This is a genomic window from Flaviaestuariibacter amylovorans (genome assembly GCF_039541815.1).
GTDB lineage: Bacteria > Bacteroidota > Bacteroidia > Chitinophagales > Chitinophagaceae > Flavisolibacter > Flavisolibacter amylovorans.
Window position 1 is genome coordinate 416,466 of sequence record NZ_BAABGY010000006.1, and the last position, 24,871, is coordinate 441,336.

23 protein-coding genes are annotated in these 24,871 nt (G+C 61.1%); 15 read left to right on the top strand and 8 right to left on the bottom strand.

What is annotated here, in order from left to right; genetic code table 11:
- Nucleotides 1-84: 84 nt before the first annotated feature.
- The 4 genes from ABD937_RS08105 to murQ all read left to right on the top strand — a co-directional run bounded on the left by ABD937_RS08105 (nucleotide 85) and on the right by murQ (nucleotide 6,225).
- Nucleotides 85-831: a DeoR/GlpR family DNA-binding transcription regulator gene (locus ABD937_RS08105; RefSeq protein WP_345254934.1), complete on the top strand. Its 747-nt coding sequence runs from the start codon at nucleotides 85-87 to the stop codon at nucleotides 829-831.
- 27 nt (nucleotides 832-858) lie between these two features.
- A complete protein-coding gene (locus tag ABD937_RS08110) occupies nucleotides 859-3,987 on the top strand; it encodes a SusC/RagA family TonB-linked outer membrane protein (RefSeq protein ID WP_345254936.1) in 3,129 nt (1,042 codons plus the stop codon).
- An 18-nt stretch (nucleotides 3,988-4,005) separates the two neighbouring features.
- Entirely contained in the window at nucleotides 4,006-5,295 is a 1,290-nt protein-coding gene (locus ABD937_RS08115; protein ID WP_345254937.1) for a RagB/SusD family nutrient uptake outer membrane protein, read from the top strand.
- A gap of 84 nt (nucleotides 5,296-5,379) precedes the next feature.
- Nucleotides 5,380-6,225 (top strand): N-acetylmuramic acid 6-phosphate etherase, encoded by an 846-nt coding sequence (murQ, locus tag ABD937_RS08120; protein ID WP_345254939.1) that lies wholly within the window; start codon nucleotides 5,380-5,382, stop codon nucleotides 6,223-6,225.
- Nucleotides 6,226-6,280: 55 nt separating this feature from the next.
- Here murQ and ABD937_RS08125 read toward each other — a convergent pair whose 3' ends face one another.
- The 3 genes from ABD937_RS08125 to ABD937_RS08135 form a co-directional block, all read right to left on the bottom strand.
- Nucleotides 6,281-7,036: a LytR/AlgR family response regulator transcription factor gene (locus ABD937_RS08125; protein WP_345254941.1), complete on the bottom strand. Its 756-nt coding sequence runs from the start codon at nucleotides 7,034-7,036 to the stop codon at nucleotides 6,281-6,283.
- Nucleotides 7,017-8,159 (bottom strand): sensor histidine kinase, encoded by a 1,143-nt coding sequence (locus ABD937_RS08130; RefSeq protein WP_345254943.1) that lies wholly within the window; start codon nucleotides 8,157-8,159, stop codon nucleotides 7,017-7,019. The genes ABD937_RS08125 and ABD937_RS08130 overlap by 20 nt, the downstream gene beginning before the upstream one ends.
- Nucleotides 8,160-8,334: 175 nt before the next feature.
- Nucleotides 8,335-8,688 (bottom strand): hypothetical protein, encoded by a 354-nt coding sequence (locus ABD937_RS08135; RefSeq protein WP_345254944.1) that lies wholly within the window; start codon nucleotides 8,686-8,688, stop codon nucleotides 8,335-8,337.
- 255 nt (nucleotides 8,689-8,943) lie between these two features.
- Here ABD937_RS08135 and ABD937_RS08140 point away from each other — a divergent pair, with 255 nt between their 5' ends.
- Nucleotides 8,944-9,486, top strand: a complete 543-nt coding sequence (locus tag ABD937_RS08140; protein ID WP_345254946.1) for an SRPBCC family protein — start codon at nucleotides 8,944-8,946, stop codon at nucleotides 9,484-9,486.
- A gap of 221 nt (nucleotides 9,487-9,707) precedes the next feature.
- Here ABD937_RS08140 and ABD937_RS08145 read toward each other — a convergent pair whose 3' ends face one another.
- From ABD937_RS08145 to ABD937_RS08155, 3 genes are read right to left on the bottom strand one after another with little or no spacing between them, the layout of a single operon-like run.
- Nucleotides 9,708-10,268 carry a YceI family protein gene (locus tag ABD937_RS08145; protein ID WP_345254948.1) on the bottom strand — a complete coding sequence of 187 codons (561 nt, stop codon included), beginning with the start codon at nucleotides 10,266-10,268 and terminating at the stop codon, nucleotides 9,708-9,710.
- Complete coding sequence (locus ABD937_RS08150) at nucleotides 10,262-11,167, bottom strand: DUF5777 family beta-barrel protein (RefSeq protein WP_345254950.1); 906 nt, start codon at nucleotides 11,165-11,167, stop codon at nucleotides 10,262-10,264. The genes ABD937_RS08145 and ABD937_RS08150 overlap by 7 nt, the downstream gene beginning before the upstream one ends.
- A 57-nt stretch (nucleotides 11,168-11,224) precedes the next feature.
- Entirely contained in the window at nucleotides 11,225-11,602 is a 378-nt protein-coding gene (locus ABD937_RS08155; protein WP_345254952.1) for a hypothetical protein, read from the bottom strand.
- Nucleotides 11,603-11,749: 147 nt separating this feature from the next.
- On the opposite strand from ABD937_RS08155, the gene ABD937_RS08160 reads away from it, so the two are divergent.
- The 9 genes from ABD937_RS08160 to ABD937_RS08200 all read left to right on the top strand — a co-directional run bounded on the left by ABD937_RS08160 (nucleotide 11,750) and on the right by ABD937_RS08200 (nucleotide 21,551).
- Nucleotides 11,750-12,544, top strand: coding sequence for a thymidylate synthase (locus ABD937_RS08160; protein ID WP_345254953.1), 795 nt, complete (start codon nucleotides 11,750-11,752; stop codon nucleotides 12,542-12,544).
- The gene (locus ABD937_RS08165) at nucleotides 12,541-13,047 is read left to right on the top strand and encodes a dihydrofolate reductase (protein ID WP_345254955.1); all 507 of its coding nucleotides are present in this window, start codon (nucleotides 12,541-12,543) and stop codon (nucleotides 13,045-13,047) included. The genes ABD937_RS08160 and ABD937_RS08165 overlap by 4 nt, the downstream gene beginning before the upstream one ends.
- 281 nt (nucleotides 13,048-13,328) lie before the next feature.
- Nucleotides 13,329-14,126 (top strand): O-methyltransferase, encoded by a 798-nt coding sequence (locus ABD937_RS08170; RefSeq protein ID WP_345254957.1) that lies wholly within the window; start codon nucleotides 13,329-13,331, stop codon nucleotides 14,124-14,126.
- 151 nt (nucleotides 14,127-14,277) lie between these two features.
- Entirely contained in the window at nucleotides 14,278-15,393 is a 1,116-nt protein-coding gene (locus ABD937_RS08175) for an NAD(P) transhydrogenase subunit alpha (protein WP_345254958.1), read from the top strand.
- Nucleotides 15,394-15,428: 35 nt separating this feature from the next.
- Nucleotides 15,429-15,755 (top strand): NAD(P) transhydrogenase subunit alpha part 2, encoded by a 327-nt coding sequence (locus ABD937_RS08180; protein WP_425185806.1) that lies wholly within the window; start codon nucleotides 15,429-15,431, stop codon nucleotides 15,753-15,755.
- 4 nt (nucleotides 15,756-15,759) lie between these two features.
- Nucleotides 15,760-17,349, top strand: a complete 1,590-nt coding sequence (locus ABD937_RS08185; RefSeq protein ID WP_345254960.1) for an NAD(P)(+) transhydrogenase (Re/Si-specific) subunit beta — start codon at nucleotides 15,760-15,762, stop codon at nucleotides 17,347-17,349.
- Nucleotides 17,350-17,807: 458 nt separating this feature from the next.
- Complete coding sequence (locus tag ABD937_RS08190; RefSeq protein ID WP_345254962.1) at nucleotides 17,808-19,184, top strand: methyltransferase RsmF C-terminal domain-like protein; 1,377 nt, start codon at nucleotides 17,808-17,810, stop codon at nucleotides 19,182-19,184.
- 69 nt (nucleotides 19,185-19,253) lie between these two features.
- Nucleotides 19,254-20,249, top strand: a complete 996-nt coding sequence (locus ABD937_RS08195) for a LysM peptidoglycan-binding domain-containing protein (protein ID WP_345254964.1) — start codon at nucleotides 19,254-19,256, stop codon at nucleotides 20,247-20,249.
- 177 nt (nucleotides 20,250-20,426) lie between these two features.
- Nucleotides 20,427-21,551: a C1 family peptidase gene (locus ABD937_RS08200; protein WP_345254966.1), complete on the top strand. Its 1,125-nt coding sequence runs from the start codon at nucleotides 20,427-20,429 to the stop codon at nucleotides 21,549-21,551.
- Between the two features lie 135 nt (nucleotides 21,552-21,686).
- Here ABD937_RS08200 and fmt read toward each other — a convergent pair whose 3' ends face one another.
- Nucleotides 21,687-22,619: a methionyl-tRNA formyltransferase gene (fmt, locus tag ABD937_RS08205; protein ID WP_345254967.1), complete on the bottom strand. Its 933-nt coding sequence runs from the start codon at nucleotides 22,617-22,619 to the stop codon at nucleotides 21,687-21,689.
- 112 nt (nucleotides 22,620-22,731) lie between these two features.
- Nucleotides 22,732-24,024, bottom strand: a complete 1,293-nt coding sequence (locus ABD937_RS08210) for an exo-beta-N-acetylmuramidase NamZ family protein (protein ID WP_345254969.1) — start codon at nucleotides 24,022-24,024, stop codon at nucleotides 22,732-22,734.
- Between the two features lie 196 nt (nucleotides 24,025-24,220).
- On the opposite strand from ABD937_RS08210, the gene ABD937_RS08215 reads away from it, so the two are divergent.
- Nucleotides 24,221-24,673 (top strand): FKBP-type peptidyl-prolyl cis-trans isomerase, encoded by a 453-nt coding sequence (locus ABD937_RS08215; RefSeq protein ID WP_345254971.1) that lies wholly within the window; start codon nucleotides 24,221-24,223, stop codon nucleotides 24,671-24,673.
- The last annotated feature ends 198 nt before the right edge of the window (nucleotides 24,674-24,871 follow it).

Consider the following 24,871-nt stretch of genomic DNA (forward strand, 5'->3'; position numbering starts at 1 on the left):
TTTGCGGTTTTGTGCGGTTTTTTGACGGTAGGCTTGCGTTTTTGTGAGCATTTGCCTTTATTTGGCTCAGAAAAGCTCCCCTCCATGCTGAAACGCGAGCGCCAGGAATTTATCATCCACCAGCTGCACCTCCACAATAAGGTGCTGTCGACCGACCTCAGCCAGAAGATCAGCGTGTCGGAAGACACGATCCGCCGCGACCTTGCGGAGCTTGCCGAAGCCGGCCGGATTATCAAGGTACACGGAGGGGCCATTTCCTGCTCCTTCCGCCCCGCCCTTGGTAATGCCGACATCTACTCGCTCGAGCAGAAGAAGATCATCGCCCAGAAGGCCATCAACCTCATACAGGACGGCATGTTCGTGTTCACCACGGGCGGCACCACCATCATCGAGCTTGCCCGCTGCCTGCCCGAGCGCCTGCAGGCCACCTTCATCACCGGCTCGCTCCCGGCTGCCTACGAATACATCCGGCATCCCAACCTCGAGGTCATCTTCATCGGCGACCGCGTGTCGCGCGATGCGCAGCTTACCGTGGGCCCCGACGCCGTAGCCCGCATCGGCCAGTTCAACGCCGACCTCTGCTTCCTCGGCACCAACGCCCTCCATGTAACACAGGGTCTAACCGACTCCGACCTGGAAGTGGCACAGGTAAAGCGCGCCATGATCGAGCGCTCGGCGCGCGTCGTCTCCCTCAGCATTTCCGAGAAGATCGATACCGTGCAGAAGATACAGGTATGCCCGCTATCGCGCATCCATACCATCATCACCGAACTACCCCCGGAGGCACCCCTCCTGGAGCACTATAGAAAAACCGGCCTCGAAATCCTCTAACCCCATTTTTTACCAACAAACACGCTTATGTCACTCAGATTGCTTTCGAAACTGTTTCGCTTCCGGCAGCACCTGATGCTGCTGGTGCTGCTCGGCTGCTCCCTCGCGGGCCTCGGCCAGGTACGGATCACCGGAAAGGTCACCGACGAAGGGGGCACCGGCCGCCCGGGCGTTTCGGTCATGATCCGCAACTCCGGCACCGGCACGGCCACCGACGCCACGGGCAACTATTCCCTCAGCACCGACCTGCGCCCCGGCCGCTACACGCTCGTGTTCAGCGCCGTCAACTCCAAGTCGGTGGAGTCCAACGTGGAAGTGGGCTCGGCCAGTAGTTATACGGTGAACGCCACGATGCGCCAGGACGCCCTCAGCCTCGACGAGGTGGTGGTGACGGGTGTGTCGGCCGGTACCACCCGCCGCTCGCTGGGCAACTACGTGGCCACCGTCAATGCGGCCGATCTTACCCGGGGCGCCACCGGCAACGTGCTGGCAGCCCTCCAGGGCAAGACCGCCGGCGCGCAGATCGTTCAGAACTCCGGCGACCCGGCCGGCGGTATGTCGGTGCGCCTGCGCGGCGTGAGCTCCATCCTCTCTTCTTCGGAGCCCCTCTACATCGTGGACGGCGTGATCATGAACAACAGTACCAACCGCGTTACCAACACCCAGAATTCCTACGACGGCAACAACTTCGTAGGGAATATCGGGCAGAACCGCATGGTGGACATCAACCCCGACGACATCGAGCGCATCGAGGTCCTCAACGGCGCCGCAGCGGCCGCCATCTACGGGTCGCGCGCCAACGCAGGCGTGATCCAGATCTTCACGAAGCGCGGCAAGACCGGCGCCCCGCAGGTCACCTTCTCCACCTCGGTGATGAGCTCGTCGCTCCGCGAGAAGATCGGGGTGAACCAGGCGCCGGTGAAGTTTGGCGGTTCCCCCGACGTGTTCACGCAGGACCTGATCACCAACATTGGCACCGCCCAGAACCCGGCCCTGGCCACCAACACCACGGCGGTGACCCGGTACGACTACCAGGACTATATCTTCCGCACCGCCACCGGCACCGACAATACGGTGGCCGTGAGCGGTGGTACCGACAAGACGAAGTACTACCTGTCGGGCTCGTATTTCTACAACCAGGGCATCATCCGCAATACCGATTTCCGCCGCTTCAACTTCCGCGCGAACATCGACCAGACGCTGAACAACGTTGTCAGCTTCAACCTGGGCCTCAACTACATCAACTCCAACGCCAACGAAAAGCCCGACGGCAACTCCTTCTTCTCGCCGATGAACTCCGTGACCATCCTCGGCAACTTCCACGACATCTTCGCCCGCGACGCCAACGGTAACCTGAAGGCAGTAGGGGAGCGGGGCCGTGTGAACCCGGTGTCGATCATCGAGGACTTCAAGCAGGGCCAGGAAACGAACCGCGTACTCGCCAATATGGGCCTCAAAGTGAAGCCCTTCAAAGGCCTGTCGATCGATTACACGCTGGGCATCGACAACTACACGCAGAACGGCCGCACCTTCATCCCGCCCTTTACCTACAACGTGAGCACGGCCTTCTTCGGCGGCGCCGCCGGCCTCGACCCGACGCTGAACGGCTACGCGTCCACCGCCTCCAACCAGTTCTTCCAGATCAACAACGAGCTCAACGCCAACTACCAGTTCAACATCACGCCGTCGCTCGGCTCCACCACGCAGGTAGGCTACTCGGTGCAGTACGAGCGCAACCGCTACTCGATGCTCCAGGGCCGCGGCCTTTCGCCCTTCATCGAAACGGTGAACGGCGCCTCCACGGTGTTGCCCAGCATCGACGACCGCAGCGAGCTCTCCGTGTCGGGCGTTTTCGTGCAGCAGAATTTCCGCTTCCGCAACAAGCTGTTCCTGACCGGCGCCGTGCGCGTGGACGGATCCAGCGTGTTCGGCGAAAACCAGCGCAACCAGACCTATGTGAAAGCCAGCGGTTCGTACGTGCTGTCGGAAGAAAGCTTTTTCCGCGAAGCGCTGCCCTGGTGGAACACCTTTAAGATCCGCGCGGCCTATGGCGAATCGGGCAACCTCACCGGTATCGGCGCCTACGAGCGCTTCAACACCTACACGAGCGCCCCTTACCTCAATCGCCTTGCGCTCACCGGCCGCAGCCGCCTCGCCAACGAGGACGTGAAGCCGGAACGCCAGGCCGAACTGGAGCTAGGCGCCGACCTCTCCTTCTTCAAAGACCGCCTTGGCCTGACGTTCAACTGGTACGACAAGCGGGTGAACGACCTGCTGATCAGCCGCCAGATGGCGCCCACCACGGGCTTTTCGAGCCTGCTCGACAACTTCGGCTCCCTCGAGAACAAGGGTGTCGAGCTCGTGCTCACCGGCGCGCCCGTGCGTACGAAGGACATCACCTGGCAGGTAACGGCGATCTATAACCGCAACCGCAACAAGGTGCTCGAGGTCGGCCGCGCGCTGACCCTCTTCTCCACCAACCCCGGTGCGCCGGTGGCGCTGCTGGAGGGCTACCCTGTAGGCGTGTTCTACGGTACCTATTTCGCCACCGACGCCAACGGCAACCAGATCAAGAATGCGAGCGGCTTCCCGCAGATCGAGCGGGGTACGCAGGTGGATCCCACCACGGTTACGCCCGGCCGCGACGGCACTACGGGACTGCCCACGGGCACCACGCTGCGCAAGGTGATCGGCGACCCCAACCCCGACTGGACCGGCTCGCTCGTAAACGAGCTCCGCTACCGCAAGCTGAACCTGCGCGTGCAGCTTGATGCCGTTCAGGGTGTGGACGTATGGAATGCCGACTGGCGCACCCGCCAGGGCGTAGGCAACGGCGAGGTGGCCGAGCAGGAGCACCGCGGCGTGCTGCCCCGCGGCTACATCAACAGCGTATACGCGATCGAGGAATGGCGCATCGACGACGGCTCCTTCGTGAAGCTGCGCGAGGTGTCGCTGAGCTACAACTTCGGCAAGGTGAAGTTCCTGAGCGACCTGACCCTCAGCCTCAGCGGACGCAACCTGATCTCCTGGGACAAGTACAAAGGCTATGATCCCGAGGTCAACGCCGCCGGCCAGAGCACGCTGCTGCGTGGTATCGACTTCGGCGCCGTGCCCATCCCGCGCACCTTCCGCTTTGGCATCAACGCCCGTTTCTAACCCTCAAAACAAGAAAACATGAAGTACCGCATTTCGAAACTCATATATACTGCAGGCGCCGCAGCCCTGCTCCTGGGCATGGGTTCCTGTAAGAAAGATTACACCGATCCCTCCTCCGTACCGAGCGACCAGGCATTCACGACCTCGCAGACCCTCACGGCGGTAGCCACCGGCCTGCAGCGCACCTACACCGCCGGCCGCGCCTCCTCGCTGTTCAACCGCATCACCCTCGACGGCCTGCTGACCAACCAGTACACGGTGATCAACCAGGGCAATATCGCCGAGTACCAGCTGGGCCAGGGCGGTGGCACCGTGGACGGCACCAACACGATCCTCGGCGGCCTCTGGACCTCCAGCAACAAGATCATCTATGACGCCGACCAGGTCATCGCCGGCGCAGCCGGTCTTGGCGACCGCGGCTACGCCAGCGGGCTCGTGGCCTATGCAACGATCATGAAGGCTCTGGCGCTGGGCGACCTCGCTATGTACTGGGAGAAAGTACCCGCCGGCATCGGCGAGCGCGTCACTTTCGTGGACCGTGCCGACGCATACACCCGTGCCATCGCGGCCATCAACGCCGCGCAGGCCGGCATCGCCGCCACCCCCATCACCGCCGGATTCTTGGCCAACATCCCGTCCGGCATCGATATTCCCAATACGCTCAACGCCCTCAAGGCGCGCTACTCGCTGTTCCTCGGTAATTATTCCGAGGCACTCGCCGCCGCCAATGCGGTGGATCTCACGAAGCGGTCGGTGTTCAGCTTCAATACCGTAAACCTGAACCCGGTATTCGAGACCTCCACCTCTACGAACAACGTGGTGTCGGCTGCCGCGAACTTCGGACTTCCCGCCGGCCTGCAGCCCGACCCCAACGACAGGCGGATCCGCTTTTACCAGACGGCCGCTTATGCGTCCCGGATCGCCGGCTTCGATTCTGCCGCCGCTTCGGCCCGCCCCATCTACCTGCCCGGCGAGATCACGCTGATCAAGGCGGAAGCCTATGCCCGCATGACGCCGCCCGATCTCGCCAACGCGCTCATCGAGCTCAATAAGGTCATCACGAAGCAGCCTTCCGCCGATCCTTTCGGCGTGGGCGCCGGCCTGCCGCCGGTAGTGCTGACGACCCAGCAGGCCATCCTGGACGAGATCTACCGCCAGCGGTCCATCGAGCTCGCGCTTTCGGGGCTTCGCCTGGAGGATATGCGCCGCTTCAACCGGCCGCTTACGGAGCGCAAGCGCAACTTCCTACCGTACCCGTTCCTGGAGCGCGACAACAACCCCAACACCCCCGCAGACCCTGCGTTTTAAGCCGTATTTTTAACCGCTGAAGTAGGGAGCCAGCCCGGCTCCCTACTTGCTTACCGCACCCGACCCGGATACCAAATCCCTATCATGAACAAAGACATTCCTGCCAACGGACAACAACCCTTCTTCAGGTCTACTGAAGCCCCTTCCCCGCACCGCCATCTCGAGCAGCGCCCCGTGGCGGAACTGCTGACGCTTATCAACCAGGAAGACCAGTCGGTGGCACCTGCCGTAGAGCGTTCGATTCCGCAGATCGCGGCGTTTGCCGAAGCCGCTGCCGAGCGGATGCTGAAGGGCGGCCGCCTCTTTTACATCGGAGCCGGCACAAGCGGCCGCCTCGGCATCCTCGATGCCTCCGAGTGCCCGCCTACCTACGGCGTGCCTCCCGGCCTCGTGGTGGGCATCATAGCCGGCGGCACCGAGGCCATCCAGAATGCCGTAGAAGGCGCCGAAGACGACCGCGAGCAGGGTTGGAAAGACCTCGAGGCCTACCATATCTCCGACCTGGACGTGGTACTCGGCATCGCGGCCAGCGGCACTACCCCTTACGTGATCGCGGCCCTCGCCGCCTGCCGCGCCCGGGGCATCGCCACCGGGAGCCTGTGCTGCAACTCGGGTGCACCCATCAGCCGCGAGGCCGACTTCCCGATCGAGGTGGTGGTGGGTCCCGAAGTGGTGACCGGCAGCACGCGCATGAAAAGCGGCACCGCGCAGAAGCTCGTACTCAACATGATCTCCACGACCGTCATGATCCGGATGGGCCGCGTGGAAGACAACAAGATGGTGCACATGAAGCTGGCCAACGACAAGCTCGTGGACCGCGGGGTGCAGATGCTCATGGAGCGCGCCGGCATCCGTGATTACGGCGAGGCACGCGACGTGCTGCTCCGCCATGGCTCGGTGAAGAAAGCGCTCGAGTCGCTCGCGAAATAGGTTTTTGAATGCAATCGTTTATAAAAAATGCGGCCTTCAGGGGCCGCATTTTTCGTTATCCCTCCGCCAGGGTGCCGCCGCCGCTTAGGGCCCGGAGTACGCTTTGGCGGTATAGCTTCCCGATGGGAATCTCGGTGTTCCCGATGCCGATCAATTCATGGGTGAAGGTGCGCACCTTGTTCACCGATACGATAAAGGAGCGATGGACGCGCACAAAGGCCCCTTCGGGTAGCATGGCTTCCATACCGCTGATCGATTGCTTGGTGATGATGATTTCCGAGGCGGTGAACACCTTCACGTAGTCTTTCATGCTTTCGACGTAGAGGATGTCTTGCAGAAGCACCTTCACCATGCGGCGGTCGGCGCGGAGGTAGATGAACGGCTCCTGCCGGGCGGGCGCGGGCGGGCGCGCGGGCTCGGGGAGCGGCGCCCGTTCCATCATATAGAGCTTGTTTACGGCCTTCACGAAGCGGTCGAAGCGGATCGGCTTCAGCAGGTAGTCGACCACGTCGAGCTCGTAGCCCTCCAGCGCATATTCGGGGTGCGCGGTGGTGAAGATGACGCGCGGGGGCGCCTTGAGGATCTTGAGGAGCTCGTTGCCTTTCAGCTGCGGCATGTGTATGTCGAGGAACAGCAGGTCCACGGGTGTTTGCTGCAGCGCCTGCAGGGCTTCCAGCGCGTGGGCGCAGGAGCCGGCGAGCTCGAGGGCGGGCAGGTCCGCGATATAGCGTTCGAGGATGCTGCGGGCCGGCGGCTCATCATCGACCACGAGGCAGCGAAGCGGGCGGCCCTCAGGCAGGTTGCGGTGCATGGAACGTTGTTTTGGGTGCCGGCTCCGCGCAGCGGCGGAGGCGCAGCTTCAGGTTCACGATAAACACGTCTTCCCCGTCGGTGATCTCGAGGTGGTGCTGGCCGGGATAGAGCAGCTGCAGGCGCTTCGCCACGTTGTTCATGCCGATGCCGTTGCCGCGGTGCACCGCCTCGGGCGGCTTCGCGTTCAGGAGCTTCAGCCTCATCCAATCACCCTCGAGGGCTACCTGCAGCGAGATCCAGGGCTGCTCGAGGAGGTGGCTGGCGCCGTGCTTGAAGCAGTTTTCGACGTAAGGCAGCAGCAGGAGCGGGGCGATGGCGAGGTCGCCGGTTTCTTCGGGCAGGTCGATACTCAGCTCGAGCGCGTTGCCATAGCGTTCCTGCTCGAGCAGGAAATAATCGCGGAGGAGGGCGAGCTCGCGGTGCAGCGGCACTTCGGGCTTACTGCCTTCGTAGAGCATATAGCGCAGAAGGTCGGAAAGGCCGGTAACGAGGTGTGCGGCCTTGGGCGCCGTGGGCTGCGCCTGCGCAAAGATGTTGTTGAGGGTGTTGAACAGGAAGTGCGGGTGCACCTGCGCGGTGAGCAACTGGAGTTGCGCGGCCATGTTCTCGCGCTGCAGCTGCCCGTTGCGCTGCTCTTTGAGGTACCACAGCTTCATGAGGCGGATGGCGGCAGCGAGGCCGCCGATGGTGATGGCGCCGCGCAGCCCCGCGAGGAGCCCGAGAAAGAAGTGCACCTCGTTGGCATGGGTAAAGCGCGGCACCGGTCCGAACACGGCGATCCGCAGCGGGAGGATCACATACATGCCCATGGTGGAAGCGATGACGCCGGTGGCCAGAAAGATGAACGGGACGGTGAGCGCGGCCTGAACGTAGCGGCCCTTCAGCAGCTGCTGCGGGATGACGCCGTACATCAGCGTATAGGCCAGAAAGAGATGCGGCACGAGAAAGAGGGCCGACTCGAGCGCAGCCACCGGCAGGCGCTGCCCGTAGGCTGCCATATTGAGGCCGGCCGCGAAGGAGTAGAGAAAGCTCTGGAAGGCCCACCACGTGAACCAGAACAGCAGGTGTCGCTGCAGCCGCGTGCGCCGGTCGTTGGCAAAGATGAAGGGATAGGCTTCCATAGGGTTCAAAAGTAGCCAAAGCGGTGGAGCTGCCGAAGGCGGGCAGGACCATCGAAGACAGAAAGCCCGCTTTCGTCGACGAAAAAGCCCCTCCCCGAAAGGAAGGGCGGGTGGCTTGAGAAAAGGTTTAGAGGGTTTAGAAAGTTTAGAAAGGTTCAGGAGGATTCTGAAAGGCTTAGCGGGCGAATTGCGAAGCGAGGAGGGTGCCGCTGCCGGCGATGGTGCGCTTGCGGCTGTGGGCATCGATGGTTTCCCGGAGCACGTTGTTGAGGCGGCGTACCGTGCGGGGCCGGTCGAGGTTGAGGCGCACGCCGTGGAGGGCTTCCTGGTAAACGAGCTCGTGGCCGGCATTGTAGAAATACACGGTGGCCTCCTTCGGGCGCTGTAGGTTGCTTTCCACCACCCAGTAGCCCGTTTCGGCTGCGGCCTGGAGCAGGGTGTCGGCAGAGCGGGTGGCTCGGGCATGCGCATTGCGGCCGAGGGCGAGGTAGGCAATGGTGAAGAAGAGAACGAGGAGGATGCTTTTCATGGCGAACGATTTTGGGGTGATTGATGGCATCAAAGCTAGCCGGCCCAGCAGGCCTCCGGACGGGAAGTAGACGGGTGAGCCGTGGCCGGAGCGATACACCTCCGGACGGTCGTCAGGCGCACCGGAACGAGGTCGGGCGCCGTTCGTCGACGACGGACGGCGATTCGCCGCGCGGAGCGCTACCGGTGGGCTAAACGACTTTTGTTTCCGGGCAAAAGGCCGCATATTTGGCGCCGAACCAATCAATACAAGCTTATGAAACTGCTCAAGCGCATCGGCATCGCCGTACTCGCCCTCGTGGGTATCCTGCTCATCGTGGCCCTCTTTTTACCGAAAGAATATACCGTGGAGCGCTCCGTCGTGATCGCGCAACCCAAGGATTCGGTATTTGCCTACGTGAAATACCTGAAGCATCAGAACGACTATAGCAAATGGGCCGGTATGGATCCTGCCATGAAGAAAGAATTCCGGGGCACCGACGCGCAGCCCGGTTTCGTATCGGCCTGGGAAAGCCAGAAAGACGATGTAGGCTCCGGCGAGCAGACCATCAAAAGCATCGACGCCAGCGGCCGCATCGAATACGACCTGCACTTCATCGAGCCCTTCGAGGCTCATGCCGACTCCTGGATGGTGACCGAGACCGAGGGCAGCGGCACGAAGGTGCGCTGGGGCATGCACGGCCGCATGGCCTATCCGACCAATCTGATGCTGCTTTGCTACGATATGGATGATGCCATCGGTACCGACCTCAACATCGGGCTCACGAAACTGAAGAAAAAGCTTGAAGGGGGACGGTAATCCTTTTTCTGCGGCTTTCTTTAGGTTAAAAGTCAAAATTCAAAAGTCAAAAAAAACTCAATCCGATGCCTCCTGTACGTTGGCCGGTTGCTCCATAGCGACGCTTTTGAATTTTGAATTTTGACTTTTGAATTCGCACCGAAAAACTGTTCGCACCCATAGAAAAGGCCTGCATCACAGCAAGGTGAGCAGGCCTTTTCGTATCTATAAAACAAACGCGTTTACAACGGTGCGAGCGAAGCGTTCACGGTAACGCTGACGGTCTCCGCGATCTTCTTGAACACCATCTTCGGGATCTTGATCCCGTGGTCGGATACCTTTATCGGGAACTTGCTCGTTAAGGACGGCACACCGCCACGGACGCTGATCGTAGCGGGTACAGTGCGCTTGCGCGTAACGCCGTGGAGCTGCAGGTTGCCGGTGGCCGTTACCGGGTAGTCGCCGTCCTTCGCAAGGTCTACCGGGCCGGTGAAGGTGCCGCGGAAGATGCACTCGGGGTATTTGTCGCTCTCGAGGTAGTTGTCGTTGAAGTGCTCCTGCATGAGCCCCGACTCGAACTTGAAGCTTTTGATGGGGATCTTGATCAGGAAGGCTTTGGCCGTCATATCGATCACCGCGCGCGTGTCTTTGTTGACGGCCTCGATGTCTTCGAGCGGCGCCGACGAAAAGAAGCTCACCGTAGAAGTACCGAACTGGAAGTTCTGGGCCTGCGCACGGCCGGTGGCGGCCGCCAGGAAGAGGAGCAGGGCGAGGCCCGCGCGCGGAAGAAAGGTGCTTACCATGTCTTTTTCGATTTTTTACCCCGCCCGAAGGTGAAGTCTCTGGAGATATTGAAGCCGAAATGTACGCCGCCGTTGCCCCAGCTTTCCGAAGATTCTGTTATAAATCCTTTTTCGAGCATCGAAAGCGAATTGGTGAGGTGCAACTGGAACACGTGCCCGCCGGTTTCGATGTCGACGCCCAGGGAAAACGAGTTGTGGAAGTCGGCGTAGGCCGGCGCGCTCCTGTTGGCGGGCGGGAGGCGCCCGATGTACTCCGTGTTGAGCGAAAAGCGCTTCGTAAGCCGGTAGCGGCCCCCGACCCCGAGGGCGTAGTAGTCGTTCGGGTCGAGGCGCGACAGCACGCGGTTCTTATGAACGAACGTAGGCGCGAGCTGCAGCGAGAGCCGGTCGGTGAACTTGCGCGCGAGCAGCAGCTGGTGGGTGTACGAGAGGCGGGCATTGCCGCTGTTGAATCCTTTCAGCGCCATGCGCTCCCCGCGGTACACCACCGAGCCGAAGTAGGCGAGGGTGAACGGCACGGCCGAGGGTGCCTGGCGCAGCAGGGTCACCTTGGTATAGGCATCGTAGTTCTTCTCGTACGAGCTCCGGCCGACGCCGATGGCCACGGCGCGGTGGAGGCCGTATTCGAGCGCGAGGCGTATGGTGGCCTGGTCGAGCCCGAAGAACTCATAGCCCCCGCCGTTGACCGCCCCGAAGCGGTGCTGGATCAGGAACTGGAGCGTGCCCGGCGCCGCCTTTTCGACAGACTGCAGGTTGATGATGCGGGTGCCCTTGAACGTACCGGTGACGTAGGCGCGGCCGTGGGCGGGCTGCGTGGTGCCCATCAGCGAGTCGAGATGGCGATCCTGCGCCAGCAGTGTAGCTGGTAGCAGCGATACAAAAAGCAGTAGTTGTTTCATGCAATGAGTTGGTGGTTGGAAAGTAGAGAGCACCTTTTCACAATTCACGATTCACGTCTAGTTGTCCGGCGCTCCGGCTCCGACCCAGGCAGAGAAGCGCGCCAGGGTACAGTTGTCGAGCTTGGGCCCTCCCTGCGGCATGGCCGGCGCGGTGGGCGCATGGTTGATCGCCGCCAGCAGCTTTCCGTTCAGCACCCAGGGCTGTACCTGGGAATAGCCTTCTAGCGATATGTTGCGCCCGTGCTGGGCGGCCGCCGCGCTGGAATGGCAGGAGTAGCAGCTGTTCTGCAATACCGGCAGGATATGCTGGCGGTAGGTGGTGCCGGCTGTATTACAGGCATTCGGGTTGGCCAGTTCCTCTTTGTCGTAGGAGCAGGCAGAAAAAGCAGCGAGTGCCGCGAGGCCTAGGGTCGTGAGCAGGGCTTTGTAATGCATGTGCGCGTTATTTTGAAGGGTCACCGCCGGGGTGACGTTTCCAGTATATACGAAAAGGGCCCGAAAGGGTTGTCTGCCCATTGCCGCGCTTCGCACTGGTGGATTACCTGTGGATAGGCGGTAGCGATTCTTACCTAATTTGCGGGCATGCAGCAATACCTGGATCTCCTGAGGCATATCCTGGATACCGGCGTCGTGAAGAGCGACCGCACCGGCACGGGTACCATCAGCACCTTCGGCTACCAGATGCGCTTCGACCTCGAGGCCGGCTTCCCGCTGGTGACCACCAAGAAGGTGCACCTCAAGAGCATCATCTACGAGCTCCTGTGGTTTCTGCGTGGCGACACCAACATCGCCTGGCTGAAGGAGCACGGCGTTTCGATCTGGGATGAGTGGGCCGATGCCGACGGCAACCTCGGGCCGGTATACGGTAAGCAATGGCGCAGCTGGGAAGGCGCGGGTGGCGGCACCATCGACCAGATCACGGACGTACTGCAGCAGATCAAAACAAACCCCGACAGCCGCCGGATGTTGGTGAGCGCCTGGAACGTGAGCGAGCTGCCGCAGATGGCGCTGATGCCCTGCCATGCGCTGTTCCAATTCTATGTGGCCAACGGGCGCCTGAGCTGTCAGCTCTATCAACGCTCGGCCGACGTCTTCCTCGGGGTGCCGTTCAACATTGCGTCCTATGCGTTGCTGACGATGATGATGGCGCAGGTGTGCGGGCTTCGTTCCGGAGACTTCATTCATACCTTCGGCGACGTGCACATCTACCAGAACCACCTCGAGCAGGTGCGTACGCAGCTGGAGCGGGCGCCGCACGGGCTGCCCACGATGCGCCTGAACCCCGAAGTGACCGACCTGTTCGCGTTCCGCTACGAGGACTTCACCCTTGAGAACTACGTGTCGCATCCCGCCATCAAAGCCCCTGTTGCCGTATGATCCTGAGCCTGCTGGTGGCGGCCGACGAAGCCAACGTGATCGGGAAGGACAACCAATTGCCCTGGCACCTGCCCAACGACCTGAAATATTTCAAGAACCTCACCTGGGGCGCGCCCATCCTCATGGGCCGCAAGACCTTCGACTCGATCGGCAAGCCGCTCCCGGGCCGCTATTCGATCGTGATCACGCGTAACCAGGAGTGGCGGCACGATGGGGTGGAAGTGGTGCATTCGGTGGAGGACGCCATCGAGGCCGCGCAACGCCACCACGTCAACGAGCTGTTCCTCATCGGCGGCGCCGAGATCTTTAACAGCGCGCTTCCGCAGGCGAACCGCATCTACCTTACCCGCATCCACCACCGCTTCGACGGCGATACCTGGTTTCCGGAGCTGCCCGCAACGGAGTGGGCGCTGGTGAAAGAAACACCGGCTCCTGCCGATGATAAGAATCCCTGGCCGCACACGTTCCAGGTTTGGGAGCGGGTTCGTGAAGGAGCGGCGTAGAGAGAAGGAACGCGGATGGTACGGATTTGATACGATAGGCGCGGATGTGTTGGCCACCTGTCGTTGCTTTGCTTTCTGGTCCTGCGTAAGTAGGATCGTTGGTAGGATATTTTCTAGCCTGGTGAGCTTAGCGAAAACCTTAGCACCTTCGCTTCTTAGCGGTTAGAAACCTTTCTTCTCTTCCCTCGCCTTCCTACGACCTGGCCAATCGATTTTGGTATGCCGGTCCATAAGCGACCCACTCACGATTGACGATTGACGATTCACGTATTTTCGCCGCTGTGTACAGCTCTTCCCGCTTAGCCCTCAAATACCTGCACTATTACCGCACCGCCTATAACGGCAAGGGGCACGGCATGCACTCGCCTTTTGGCTTTCGCTTTATCCTCGATGTGCTCAACAACCGGCAGCAGCTGCAGCCCCCGCCGGCGATCGACGCCCTACGCGAAGAATTGAGGAATAACCGGACGCTGCTCAGCATCGAGGACCTCGGCGCCGGCTCGCGGGTGCAGCCCACGAAGCAGCGTACGGTGGCGCAGCTCGCCCGCGCGGCCGTGAAGCCACCGAAATACGGACAGGTGCTGTACCGGCTCGCGGCGCTCCATCAGCCCCAAACGATCATCGAGCTCGGCACCTCGCTCGGCATTACCACGGCCTACCTGGCCGCTGCCGTGCCGGGCACCACCGTCACCACCATTGAGGGCAGCCCCGCCGTGCGGGCGGTAGCACAGCGGAATTTCGAAAGACTGGGGCTCCGCAATATCCGGTCGCTCGGGGGCAACTTCGACGAGGTGCTCCCCGAAGTCCTGGCCGGCGCCACTTCCGTGGACCTCGCCTTCATCGACGGCAACCACCGCTACGTGCCCACCATGGATTATTTCAGCCAGTTACTCGGGAAGCGGCACAACGATACCGTGCTCGTGTTCGACGACATCCACTGGAGCGAAGAGATGGAGCGTGCCTGGACGGAGATCAAGGCCCACCCGGCGGTGCGTTGCAGCATCGACCTGTTCTTCCTCGGCTTCGTCTTCTTCCGGCAGGAGTTTCATGAGCGGCAGCACTTCACGATCCGGTACTAAGCGACAGGGAAGACGGATTTTACGGATCTCGCTGATAAGAACGGATCCGTATCCGTCAAGATCCGCAGCATCCGTTTCATCTGTGTTCCTTCTCTCTGCCCGGCATTAAAAAAACTACTACCTTTCGCGGGTAACGAAATCAGCCCTACTTATGACGATCGGTGTGTTGCAAGAGCCCTCTTTCGAAAACCGGGTGTCGCTGCTTCCGGAGGCAGTGGCCGCCCTGACCAAAAAAGGCATTTCGGTGCTGGTGGAATCCGGCGCCGGCGCCCGCGCCTATGCGCCCGACGCCGACTATACCGCCGCCGGCGCCCGTATTGCTACGGCCGCGGAGGTCGCTGCCGCTTCCGATGTGCTCCTCGCCATCCATCGCCCGCAGGGCACCCTGCCTGCCGGGAAGGTGCTGATCGGGGTGTACCAGCTGCTTTCCGATCCGGCCGGCCTGCGCACCTTCCAGGAAGGTGGCCACACGGTGTTCAGCCTCGACCTGCTGCCCCGCACCACCCGTGCCCAGAGCATGGACGTACTGTCGTCGCAGGCCAATATCTCCGGCTATAAGGCCGTGCTGCTTGCCGCGCAGCTTTATCCCCGCTACTTCCCGATGTTCATGACCGCGGCGGGCTCCATCGCGCCCGCCAAGGTGCTGATCCTGGGTGCCGGCGTGGCCGGGCTGCAGGCCATCGCCACCGCGCGCCGCCTTGGGGCCGTAGTGGAGGTGTTCGATACGCGTCCCGCCGTAAAGGAGGAGGTGATGAGCCTCGGCGCCAAGTTCGTGGAAGTGGAAGGCGCCGCCGATGCCTCGAAGGCCGGTGGCTATGCCGTGGAGCAGACCGAGGAATACAAGCAGAAGCAGGCGGCCCGCATCGGCGAGAGCATCGTGAAGGCCGACATCGTCATCACCACCGCGCAGATCCCGGGCCGCAAGGCGCCGATTTTGGTGCAGGAGGAAATGCTGCGCCGCATGCGCGCCGGCTCGGTCATCATCGACCTGGCCGCGTCCACCGGCGGCAACACGCCCTTTACGAAAAACAACGAAACCGTGGTGGAAGGCGGCGTTACCATCGTCGGCAACTCCAACCTGCCGGCCACGATGCCCTCCGACGCCAGCAAACTCTACGGCAAGAACATCCTGAACTTCCTGCAGCTCCTCACCACGAAGGAAGGTGCGCTGCACCTCAACTGGGACGACGACCTCGTGAAGGGTGCCTGTGTGACGCACGAAGGCAAAGTCGTACACGAGCGCCTGCAGGGAACACTTGCCTCCTGATCAAACCTAAATCAACTCACGTTCAATAGCTGCACATGAATCCTTTAGTGAATCCGGTAGTGGAGTGGATCGCCAACAACCGGGAAATGTTCTACATCGTGATCCTGATGATCTTCGTAGGTATCGAGATCATCGGGCGCGTTCCGTCGGTACTGCATACCCCGCTCATGAGCGGCGCCAATGCCATCCACGGCGTGGTGATCATCGGCGCCATCATCGTGATGGGTTCGGCAAAGTCCGACGATTATTTTGCGCTCACCCTCGGCTTCCTGGCCGTGGTGCTGGGCACCCTCAACGTGGTGGGCGGCTTTGTGGTGACCGACCGGATGCTGGAAATGTTCAAATCGAAAAAGAAGAAGTAGTCCTATGGAAGAGAACCTCAACGTACTGGATAGTATCCTCACCTTCGTCTACCTCATCGCTTCGGTCACCTTCATCATCGGACTGAAGATGCTGTCGCACCCGGAGACGGCCCGGAAGGGCAACCTCATCGCCGCCGGCGGCATGACCCTCGCCATTTTCGGTACCATCTTCCTGTACCAGAACCCGCTCAATAACTTCGAGCGCGAGCGCCTGCACAACCTGCCGCTGATCTTTCTCGCCCTTGTGGTGGGTACGGTGATCGGCGTGCTGAGCGCCCGGCGCGTCAAGATGACGGCGATGCCCGAGATGGTGAGCCTTTTCAATGGCATGGGCGGGGCCTGCGCCGCGCTCATCTCCATCCTCGAATTCAACCACTACCTGAAAAGCCACTTCATCCAGGAAGTGGCGCTGCCCGGCGATTTCTCCGTGATCGGGCAGGGCGAGCTGGCGGTGCCCTACGGCAAGCTGGCCGTGATCTTCCTCGGCCTCATCATCGGGTCGGTTTCCTTTGCCGGCTCCATGATCGCCTGGGGCAAGCTCAATGGCAAGGTCAAGGATTACTCCTTCCGCGGGCAGCACCTCGTGAACCTCGGGATGCTGGCGGCCATCATCGGCATCTCCGTTATCCTGCTGTCGACCATCTCTTCTTCGTTCTCTACCGACGCGGTGAGCGGCGAGCTGACGAATACGGCCAACAGGGTACGGATACAGGCGCCGCTGTTGAAGTTCGTGCACTTCGATACGTCCGTATATGTACTGTTCTATGCGCTCTTTTTCCTGTCGCTGGCCTACGGCGTGCTGTTCGTGCTGCCCATCGGCGGTGCCGACATGCCCGTGGTGATCTCGCTGCTCAACTCGTTTACGGGCGTAGCTGCGGCCTGCGGCGGCTTCCTCTACGACAACAAGGTGATGCTCACAGGCGGTATCCTCGTAGGTGCGGCCGGAACGCTGCTCACCATCCTGATGTGCCGTGCCATGAACCGCTCGCTCAAGAACGTGCTCATTGGCTCCTTTGGCGGTGGGGCGGCGGTGGGTGCTGCAGCAGGAACCAAAGACCAGGGTGCTTATAAAGAGATCTCGCTCTCCGATGCGGCGGTGGTGATGGCCTATGCCAACAAGGTATTTATCGTGCCGGGCTACGGCCTCGCGGTGGCCCAGGCGCAGCATGCCTGCCATGAGTTGGAGAAGCTCCTTAACGAAAAGGGTGTGGAAGTGAAATACGCCATCCACCCCGTGGCCGGCCGGATGCCCGGGCACATGAACGTGCTGCTGGCCGAGGCCGACGTATCCTACGAGCGCCTTCAGGAAATGGAGCAGGCCAACGACGAGTTCCCGACCACCGACGTGGTGCTGATCCTGGGTGCCAACGACGTGGTGAACCCCGCTGCCAAGAACGACCCGGCCTCACCCATCTACGGCATGCCCATCCTCGACGTGGAGCTGGCCAAGACCGTGATCGTGAACAAGCGCTCGATGAAGCCGGGTTATGCCGGCATCGAGAACGACCTGTTCTTCCAGCCCAAGACCTCCATGCTGTTCGGCGATGCCAAAAAGGTGCTGCAGGACCTGATCGGGGAGATCAAGAGCCTGTAGGTATGGGGAACAATGGAACAGGGAATAAGGAATTTTGAATGATGAAGGAGGGACGCGCGTTCCTCCTTTCTTATGGGGATTGGAGAAGCGATTGGGCCAACAGGAGAGAAGGAACGCAGATGTCACGGATTGATTACGATCGGCGCGGATGATTGCATCAAGCGCTTTCTGAGCTGCGTCGACCAGTCTTCTCATCCATAAGATCTTTTTGTACGATGTATCGAAGCCATCTTCATTGTTGGTAGGATTAGATCAATGACAAGCCGGGCTCTTAGCGAAAACCTTAGCCCCTTCCCTTCTTAGCGTTAAAAATTCCCTTCTTCTCCTTCTCCTGCCTAAAGTGTTCCCTGTTCCTTATTCCCTGTTCCATTGTTCAAAAGCCCCGTAGCCACCTATAGTGAGCGATCGGTCTGCGACAAATCTGAAATCTGAGATCTGAAATCTGAGATATTTGCTTCATGCCTATTCCCGAAAAACTGCTGCAATCCCTCGAGGGTGTGCCCGGCTACGACCGCGCGGCATTTACGGCCGTTCATGAATCCGGTGCGCAGGTGACATCTCTCCGCCTTAACCCGGCCAAGCCCACCGACGGCGCGCAGCTGCCGCTGGCAGAGCGCATTCCCTGGACCCGATCGGGCTATTACCTAACCCGGCGCCCGTCTTTCACGTTCGACCCGCTCTTTCATGCCGGCACCTACTATGTGCAGGAGGCTTCCAGTATGTTCGTGGAGCAGGCGCTGCTGCAGCATACCGACGGAAGCACGCCGCTCACTGCGCTCGACCTCTGCGCAGCGCCGGGCGGCAAGAGCACGCACCTGCAGTCGCTGCTGCCCGAAGGCTCGCTGCTGGTGAGCAACGAGGTGATCAAGAGCCGCGCGGCCATCCTCGTGGAGAACCTCACGAAGTGGGGCGCCGACAACGTGGTGGTCACCAACAACGACCCGCAGCACTTTGCCCGCCTCGGCGGCTTTTTCGAGGTAATGGTGGTGGATGCGCCCTGCAGTGGCTCCGGCCTCTTCCGCCGCGATCCCGAGGCCATCAACGAGTGGAGTACCGACAACGTACAGCTGTGCCAGGGGCGCCAGCAGCGCATCCTCGCCGATGCCTGGCCGGCGCTTAGGGAAGACGGCCTGCTGATCTACTCCACCTGCTCGTATTCGCCAGAGGAAGACGAGGCCATCCTCGACTGGCTTTCGGAAAGCTTCGCGGTGGAGTCGCTCCCGGTTCGCCTGCAGGAGGGCTGGGGTATCGTAGAAGTACGGTCGCCCGGCGGCGGCGCCTGGGGCTACCGGTTTTACCCCGACAAGGTAAAAGGAGAGGGGTTCTTCCTGGCGGCGTTCCGCAAGCGCGAATCGGCCCCGGCTGCGAAAGGGAAAGTGCAGCGTCCCGAGCTTGTGCCTGCCAAAGAAGCGGGGACGCTCGAACGTTGGGTGCAGGCCGACGGGCTGCGCTTCCTGCGGCACAGCGGGCGAATTTTCGCGCTGCCCGAGCCGCTGCTCTCGTCGTTCACGACGCTGCAAGGGGCGCTCTACATCCAGAATGCAGGCCTGGGTATCGGGGAGGCCATCCGCGACAAGCTCATTCCCGATCATGCGCTCGCACTGAGTCCGCGCCTGCACCCCTCGGTTCCGCGTACGGAGCTCGACGCGGCCCTGGCGGTGCGCTACCTGCAACGGGCCGACTTCGCGCTCGACACGCAGAAAGGCTGGCAGGCCGTCACGTATGGAGGGTACCCGCTTGGCTGGATCAATGCGCTGCCCAACCGCCTCAACAACTATTACCCACGCGAGTGGCGCATCCGCAGCGCGGGCAACGACGCCACTTTTGAAAAATAATCTACATATTTGTATACCCGCCCCACCGGCGGCCTGCTACCTGTCTGAACACTGAAACGTTCCACCACCATGAAAAGATCCATCATCCTGCTTGCCTTTCTGTGCCTTTCGTATTGGGGCTTCTCCCAGGACCTCGTTGTGCAGCACGGCGACAAAGGCCCGCACCTCGTTCATACCGTTGCCGCCAAAGAGACCTTCTATGCGCTCGGGCGCGCCTATTCCATTGCTCCGAAAGAGATTGCCGCTTTTAACGGCCTCGACATGGCGAACGGCCTCAACGTGGGCCAGACCGTGCTGATCCCGCTTACCGCCGCCAACTTCTCGCAGGCTTCGGGCGCGCAGGGACGCGCGGTGCATTACGTGGTGGGCGAAAAGGAAGGCCTGTTCCGCGTGAGCAGCAAGAACGGGAAGGTGCTGATGGCCGACCTCCGCAAGTGGAACAACCTGAAAAGCGATGCGATCGTCGTTGGTCAAAAACTGGTGGTGGGCTACCTCGGTGGCAGCGCCACCGGAGCCACGGGCGCAGGCGCTGCCGGCACTACTCCGGGAGCAACGGCCGCCACTCCTCCGGCAGGCAGCGGAACCGCCACGCCGCCGAAGGTTGACCCGCCGGTCAAGAACGATACTCCGGTCAAGAACGATCCGCCTGCCGTGGATCCCAATACACCGCCGCGCAAGGTGGAAACCGTGACGCCGCCGGCCGTAGCCGGCAACCCGCCCCGCACCGCGGTGAGCGACGGCCGTGGCGGCTTCTTTAAAACGCATTACGAGCAGCAACTGCGCACCCAGAATGCCGGTAAGGACCAGAACGCCATCGCCGGTATCTTCAAAACGGCCAGCGGCTGGCAGGACATGAAATACTACATCCTGATGGACGGGGCCGAGCCCGGGACCATCGTAAAGGTGGTGAACGTCACCAACAGCAAGACCGTCTACGCAAAGGTCCTCGGTGGCATGAGCGGCATCCGCCAGAACACCGGCTTCGACGTGCGGCTCTCCAACGCCGCGGCCTCGGTGCTCGAAACGGGCGATGCCGAGAAGTTCACGGTGCGGGTGGTTTATTAGTCTATTGGTCTATTAGTTTATTTGTATGGGTCGCTTACGGGCGACCTTTCTTTTTGTTATGTTGCTTCTCCCGATCCGCTGCCGGGGTTGATGCGATTTGTAACCCCGATGTGCGCAAAGATTCGTAGATTTAAAAAAGCACTCACCGATGCACCGCATCCCTCCAAAAATTGCTATATGAAACATTCGTACGCAACCCTTGCTGCCCTGCTGCTGGCCGGTAGCGCGCTTCACGCCCAGACCGAGATACAGCTGCCCGGCTTCCTGGCCGTGAAAGTGGTGAAGGCCACACCGGTAAAAGACCAGCAGATGTCGGGCACCTGCTGGAGCTTCTCCGCCACCTCGATGCTCGAGTCGCAGGCGATCGTCAACGCCGCTACGGAGATCGACCTGAGCGAGATGTTCACGGTCCGCAATATCTATATCGAAAAAGCGCACAACTACATCCTGCGGCTGGGCAAGACCCAGTTCAGCGAGGGCGGCCTCGGGCATGACCCGGTGCGCGCCACGGAGCGGTACGGCGCCATGCCGGAAAGCGCTTACAGCGGCCTCGGCTCGGGCCAGAAAGAATACGACCACGCAAAAATGTTCAAGCAACTCGAGCGCTATGTCGACAGCGTCGTAAAGGCGGGTGCGGTAAAAGCAAACTGGGTGCCCGGATACACGGCCATTCTTGACCAATGGATGGGAGCGCCGCCCGCCGAGTTCACCTACGCAGGAAAGAAGTACACGCCGAAGTCGTTTGCGGCCGAGGTGATCCGCTTCAACAGCGCCGATTTCGTGAACCTGACCTCGTTCACGCACCGTCCCTACTATACGCCCTATGCCGTAGAAGTACCAGACAACTTCTCCAACGGCAGCTACTACAACCTGCCGCTCAATGAGCTCACCGAGACCGTGAAAACCGCCGTGAGTAAGGGCTACTCGATCACCTGGGACGCCGACGTCAGCAACAACGGCTTCCGGCAGGAGCAGGGGCTCGCTCTGTTCCTCGACGCAAAAAAGAAGTACAAGCCCGAAGAGATCAGCCCGGAAACGCCTGAGTTGCCGGCCGATGCTGCGCTCCGCCAAGCGCTGTACGAGAGTCTTGTAACGCAGGACGATCACCTGATGCACATCGTGGGCGTGGAGAAGAGCCGCGACGGACGCACCTTCTTCCTCGTGAAAAACTCCTGGGGCACGGTGGGGCCGTACAAAGGCTACCTGCTGGTGTCGGAAGCATATTTCAACATCAACACCATCAGCCTCGTGCTGCCGAAGGCCGCGCTGACGCCGGAATTGCAGGCAAAGCTGAAGCTTTGAGTTTTATGCCTCCGGGGCTTCGGGGCGCGCAAGGAGCGCAGACTGCGCAAAGAGCAAGCAGCAAAGAGGGAAAGCATCGCTTTCCCTCTTTGCATTCATTGGCGTTCGTTGCGTCTTTGGCGCGTAGGTGCGAAACTACTCGAAGCGATAGCCGCGCAGGAAGTCGCCTACAGGCATCCGCTTCTTTCCCTCGAGCTGTAGTGCTACAACCTCGAGGTAGCCGTCGGGGCAGGTAAAGTGCAAGTAGGTCTTTCCATCCGTCACGGGCGTGCCCGGTGCTTCGTTCGGTGTGCCGGCCACCACGCGGCAGCGGTAGATCTTCAGCATCTTCCCGCTAAGGGTACTAAACGCACCGGGGAACGGGGAGAGGCCCCGTACCAGGTTGTGCACGTCGCGTACGGGCTTCGTCCAGTCGATGCGGCCGGTTTCCGTTACCAGCTTGGGGGCGTGTTTGAGGGAGGTCGGGTCGAGGTGTGCCTGGGGCACGGGGTGCAGCGTCCCTGCGGTCAATTGCTGCAGCGTGCGCACGAGCAGCTGCGCGCCGGTCTCCTTCATGCGGTCGTGCACATCGCCCGCGGTCTCGTCGGCGCCGATCGGGATGCGCTCCTGCAACAGGATGTCGCCGGTGTCGATCGCGTGCTGCAGCCGGAACGTAGTGACGCCGGTTTCTGTTTCGCCGTTGATGACAGCCCAGTTGATGGGCGCCGCGCCCCGGTACTGCGGGAGCAGGGAGCCGTGTACATTGATGGTGCCGTGCGGCGGCATGTTCCAGACGGCTTCGGGCAGCATCCGGAAGGCCACCACCACCTGCAGGTCGGCGCGGAGGGAGCGCAGCTCTTCGAGGAAGGCCTCATTCTTCAGCTTCTCCGGTTGCAGGAGGTGCAGCCCTCGCTCTGCGGCATACTTCTTCACGGCGCTGCCCTGCAGCTGCATGCCCCGGCCAGCGGGCTTATCGGGCGCGGTAATGACGCCCACGATGTGGCAACCGGCCTGCACGAGGGCATCGAGCGAAGCCACGGCGAAGTCCGGCGTACCCATGAACACAATTCGGAGATCCTTCAGTTCCATGCGGCAAAGATGGGGCGAGAAAGAACGCAGATTGGGCGGATGCTGCAGATTGACACGGATGGTGTGTATCTATCTGTACTTATCCGTTCGATCCGTAGCATCCGTGCTCTTTCTACTCGAAGTCCGGGTAAAGAAGGTAGTTCTTGCGGATCGCTTTGTACGCGGTTATGCCCGGCTGCCAGCTGGCGCGGATCTCGGCTTCGCTCTTGCCCTCCCGGATCTGCTGCAGCAGCACATCATTGCCGGCGAGCCGGTTGAAGGTGCTCACCTTGAAAAACGAGTCTTTCTGCGGGAAGAGGCGGTAGGCCTCGAGCAGGGTGCCGAGTTGCAGCCTGTTGTGCGTGCTGGTGACGGTAGCGGCCGAAGGCTCGGGCAGCAGCCACCCATAGCAGGTCGCATCCTTGTGCTTCGGATTCGGGGCGCCGGAAGTGGCGCGCGGGGTAAAGGAATAGAGTGTCTTCGGCAGCTCCGGATGTCCCATCGTGCGGAAGGGCGCCGGCGTGCCGCGGCCCTCGCTCAGCACGGTGCCTTCGAACAGGCAGGTAGAGGGATACCACCAGATCGTGGCCATGGTGGGCAGGTTGGGAGAGGGGGCCACCGGCAGCGCGTATACGCTGCCGTGGGTATAGTTGGCGCAGGGCACCACGTGGAGCTGGAAGAAGCGGGCGCCGGCGGCATAGCGCGCACGCTGCAGGTTGCGGTAGGCGGCATTGGCGGACTCGGAGAGCCAGCCCTCCTGCAGGATCATCTGGGCATACTCGCCGGCCGTAAGTCCATACACTACGGGCACGGGCTGCATCCCCACGAAGGAGGCGAACCTGCGGTCGAGCACTGGACCGTCGACGTAGTGACCGTTCGGGTTGGGTCGGTCGAGCACGACGAGGGGAATATTGTTTTCGAGCGCTGCTTCCATATAATACTGCAGCGAAGAGATGTAGGTGTAGAAACGCGTGCCGACGTCCTGGATGTCGTACACCATCACGTCCACGTTCTTGAGGTCTTCGGCCGAGGGCTTCAGCTTCTTGCCGTAGAGCGAAACCACCGGCACGCCCGTGGCCGGGTCGGTGCTGCTCTCGATCTTGGCACCGTCGGGGGCATTGCCGCGGAAGCCATGCTCCGGCCCGAAGATGACCTGCAGCGTGACACCCTGTGCGCGGAGCACGTCTACGAGGTGCTTGCCGCCCGCAGTAGAGGTCTGGTTCACGAGCAGCGCCACGCGCTTTCCTTTCAGGTGAGGCAGGTATTGGTCGGGGCGCTCGGCTGCGGGCAGAATGCCCTGCGCGCCTGCCGGATTACCGGCTGCGGAGGTGCCGGGAGCGGCCTCTGTCGACTTCGTTTTCTGGGCACCGGCACAGCTGGCAAAGAGGCTCAGCAGGAGCGCGGCGGGAAGGATGCGTGCAAACATGGTATTGCTTTTGTGCGCTGCTAAATTCCGGAAAATTTGCCGGGCAAACCGTTAAAAACGTACTTTGCGAGACTTTGTAGCAACGCCTTCTCCCTTTTGCCCCACCTGGTGATCGAAGCGGACGTTCAGCATCCCGGAAGCGGGAAAGCCGCAAGGACATACGAACATTTTTTGCAGACTAAAAACTTGAATTTCTATGCAACAGGTACAGAACGGCGACAAGATCCGTGTACATTACCATGGTAAGCTGCGCAGCGGTGAAACCTTTGATTCCTCCGAAGGCCGCGAGCCGCTGGAGTTCACGGTGGGCAGCGGGCAGGTGATCCGTGGCTTCGACGAAGGCGTGAAGGGCATGCAGCCCGGCGAAAAACGCACCATCGAGATCCCCGTGGGCGATGCCTACGGCGAGAAGAGCGAAGAGATGCTCTTCGAGTTCCCCAAAAATCAGTTCCCCGAAAATATGCAGGCCGAAGTAGGCATGCAGCTCATGATGAACAACGGCCAGGGCCAGCAGTTCCCGGTCACCATCTCCGAAGTGCGTGAAGATTCCGTGCTCCTCGATGCCAACCACCCGCTCGCCGGCCAGGACCTCATCTTCGACCTCGAGCTCGTAGAGATCGTGCCGACCTCGCGCATCATCATGCCTTGATAAGGCAAAAGTCAAAAATCTAAATTCAAAAAGGGCTCCTCCTCATCGGGCAGCCCTTTTTCTTTTCGGGTGGGTTCAGAAAATCAAAAGTCAAAATTCAAAAGTCAAAAGGGGCGTTTCAACTGGGACGGAGCTTCCATTCTTATGCTGTGATCGGCTTGGGGAGTAGGTATGCTGGTTCGAATTTGCGGTCGCAGG

Excerpts from the sequence above, each read along its gene's own strand:
- ABD937_RS08185 (WP_345254960.1), top strand. The coding sequence starts at position 15,760 with ATGGAAGAGAACCTCAACGTACTGGATAGTATCCTCACCTTCGTCTAC.
- ABD937_RS08130 (WP_345254943.1), bottom strand. The coding sequence starts at position 8,159 with ATGGAAGCCTATCCCTTCATCTTTGCCAACGACCGGCGCACGCGGCTG.
- ABD937_RS08150 (WP_345254950.1), bottom strand. The coding sequence starts at position 11,167 with ATGAAACAACTACTGCTTTTTGTATCGCTGCTACCAGCTACACTGCTG.
- ABD937_RS08125 (WP_345254941.1), bottom strand. The coding sequence starts at position 7,036 with ATGCACCGCAACCTGCCTGAGGGCCGCCCGCTTCGCTGCCTCGTGGTC.
- ABD937_RS08175 (WP_345254958.1), top strand. The coding sequence starts at position 14,278 with ATGACGATCGGTGTGTTGCAAGAGCCCTCTTTCGAAAACCGGGTGTCG.
- ABD937_RS08140 (WP_345254946.1), top strand. The coding sequence starts at position 8,944 with ATGAAACTGCTCAAGCGCATCGGCATCGCCGTACTCGCCCTCGTGGGT.
- ABD937_RS08160 (WP_345254953.1), top strand. The coding sequence starts at position 11,750 with ATGCAGCAATACCTGGATCTCCTGAGGCATATCCTGGATACCGGCGTC.
- ABD937_RS08190 (WP_345254962.1), top strand. The coding sequence starts at position 17,808 with ATGCCTATTCCCGAAAAACTGCTGCAATCCCTCGAGGGTGTGCCCGGC.
- ABD937_RS08210 (WP_345254969.1), bottom strand. The coding sequence starts at position 24,024 with ATGTTTGCACGCATCCTTCCCGCCGCGCTCCTGCTGAGCCTCTTTGCC.
- fmt (WP_345254967.1), bottom strand. The coding sequence starts at position 22,619 with ATGGAACTGAAGGATCTCCGAATTGTGTTCATGGGTACGCCGGACTTC.
- ABD937_RS08180 (WP_425185806.1), top strand. The coding sequence starts at position 15,429 with ATGAATCCTTTAGTGAATCCGGTAGTGGAGTGGATCGCCAACAACCGG.
- ABD937_RS08215 (WP_345254971.1), top strand. The coding sequence starts at position 24,221 with ATGCAACAGGTACAGAACGGCGACAAGATCCGTGTACATTACCATGGT.
- ABD937_RS08110 (WP_345254936.1), top strand. The coding sequence starts at position 859 with ATGTCACTCAGATTGCTTTCGAAACTGTTTCGCTTCCGGCAGCACCTG.
- ABD937_RS08105 (WP_345254934.1), top strand. The coding sequence starts at position 85 with ATGCTGAAACGCGAGCGCCAGGAATTTATCATCCACCAGCTGCACCTC.
- ABD937_RS08195 (WP_345254964.1), top strand. The coding sequence starts at position 19,254 with ATGAAAAGATCCATCATCCTGCTTGCCTTTCTGTGCCTTTCGTATTGG.
- ABD937_RS08200 (WP_345254966.1), top strand. The coding sequence starts at position 20,427 with ATGAAACATTCGTACGCAACCCTTGCTGCCCTGCTGCTGGCCGGTAGC.
- ABD937_RS08155 (WP_345254952.1), bottom strand. The coding sequence starts at position 11,602 with ATGCATTACAAAGCCCTGCTCACGACCCTAGGCCTCGCGGCACTCGCT.
- ABD937_RS08115 (WP_345254937.1), top strand. The coding sequence starts at position 4,006 with ATGAAGTACCGCATTTCGAAACTCATATATACTGCAGGCGCCGCAGCC.
- ABD937_RS08165 (WP_345254955.1), top strand. The coding sequence starts at position 12,541 with ATGATCCTGAGCCTGCTGGTGGCGGCCGACGAAGCCAACGTGATCGGG.
- ABD937_RS08135 (WP_345254944.1), bottom strand. The coding sequence starts at position 8,688 with ATGAAAAGCATCCTCCTCGTTCTCTTCTTCACCATTGCCTACCTCGCC.
- murQ (WP_345254939.1), top strand. The coding sequence starts at position 5,380 with ATGAACAAAGACATTCCTGCCAACGGACAACAACCCTTCTTCAGGTCT.
- ABD937_RS08145 (WP_345254948.1), bottom strand. The coding sequence starts at position 10,268 with ATGGTAAGCACCTTTCTTCCGCGCGCGGGCCTCGCCCTGCTCCTCTTC.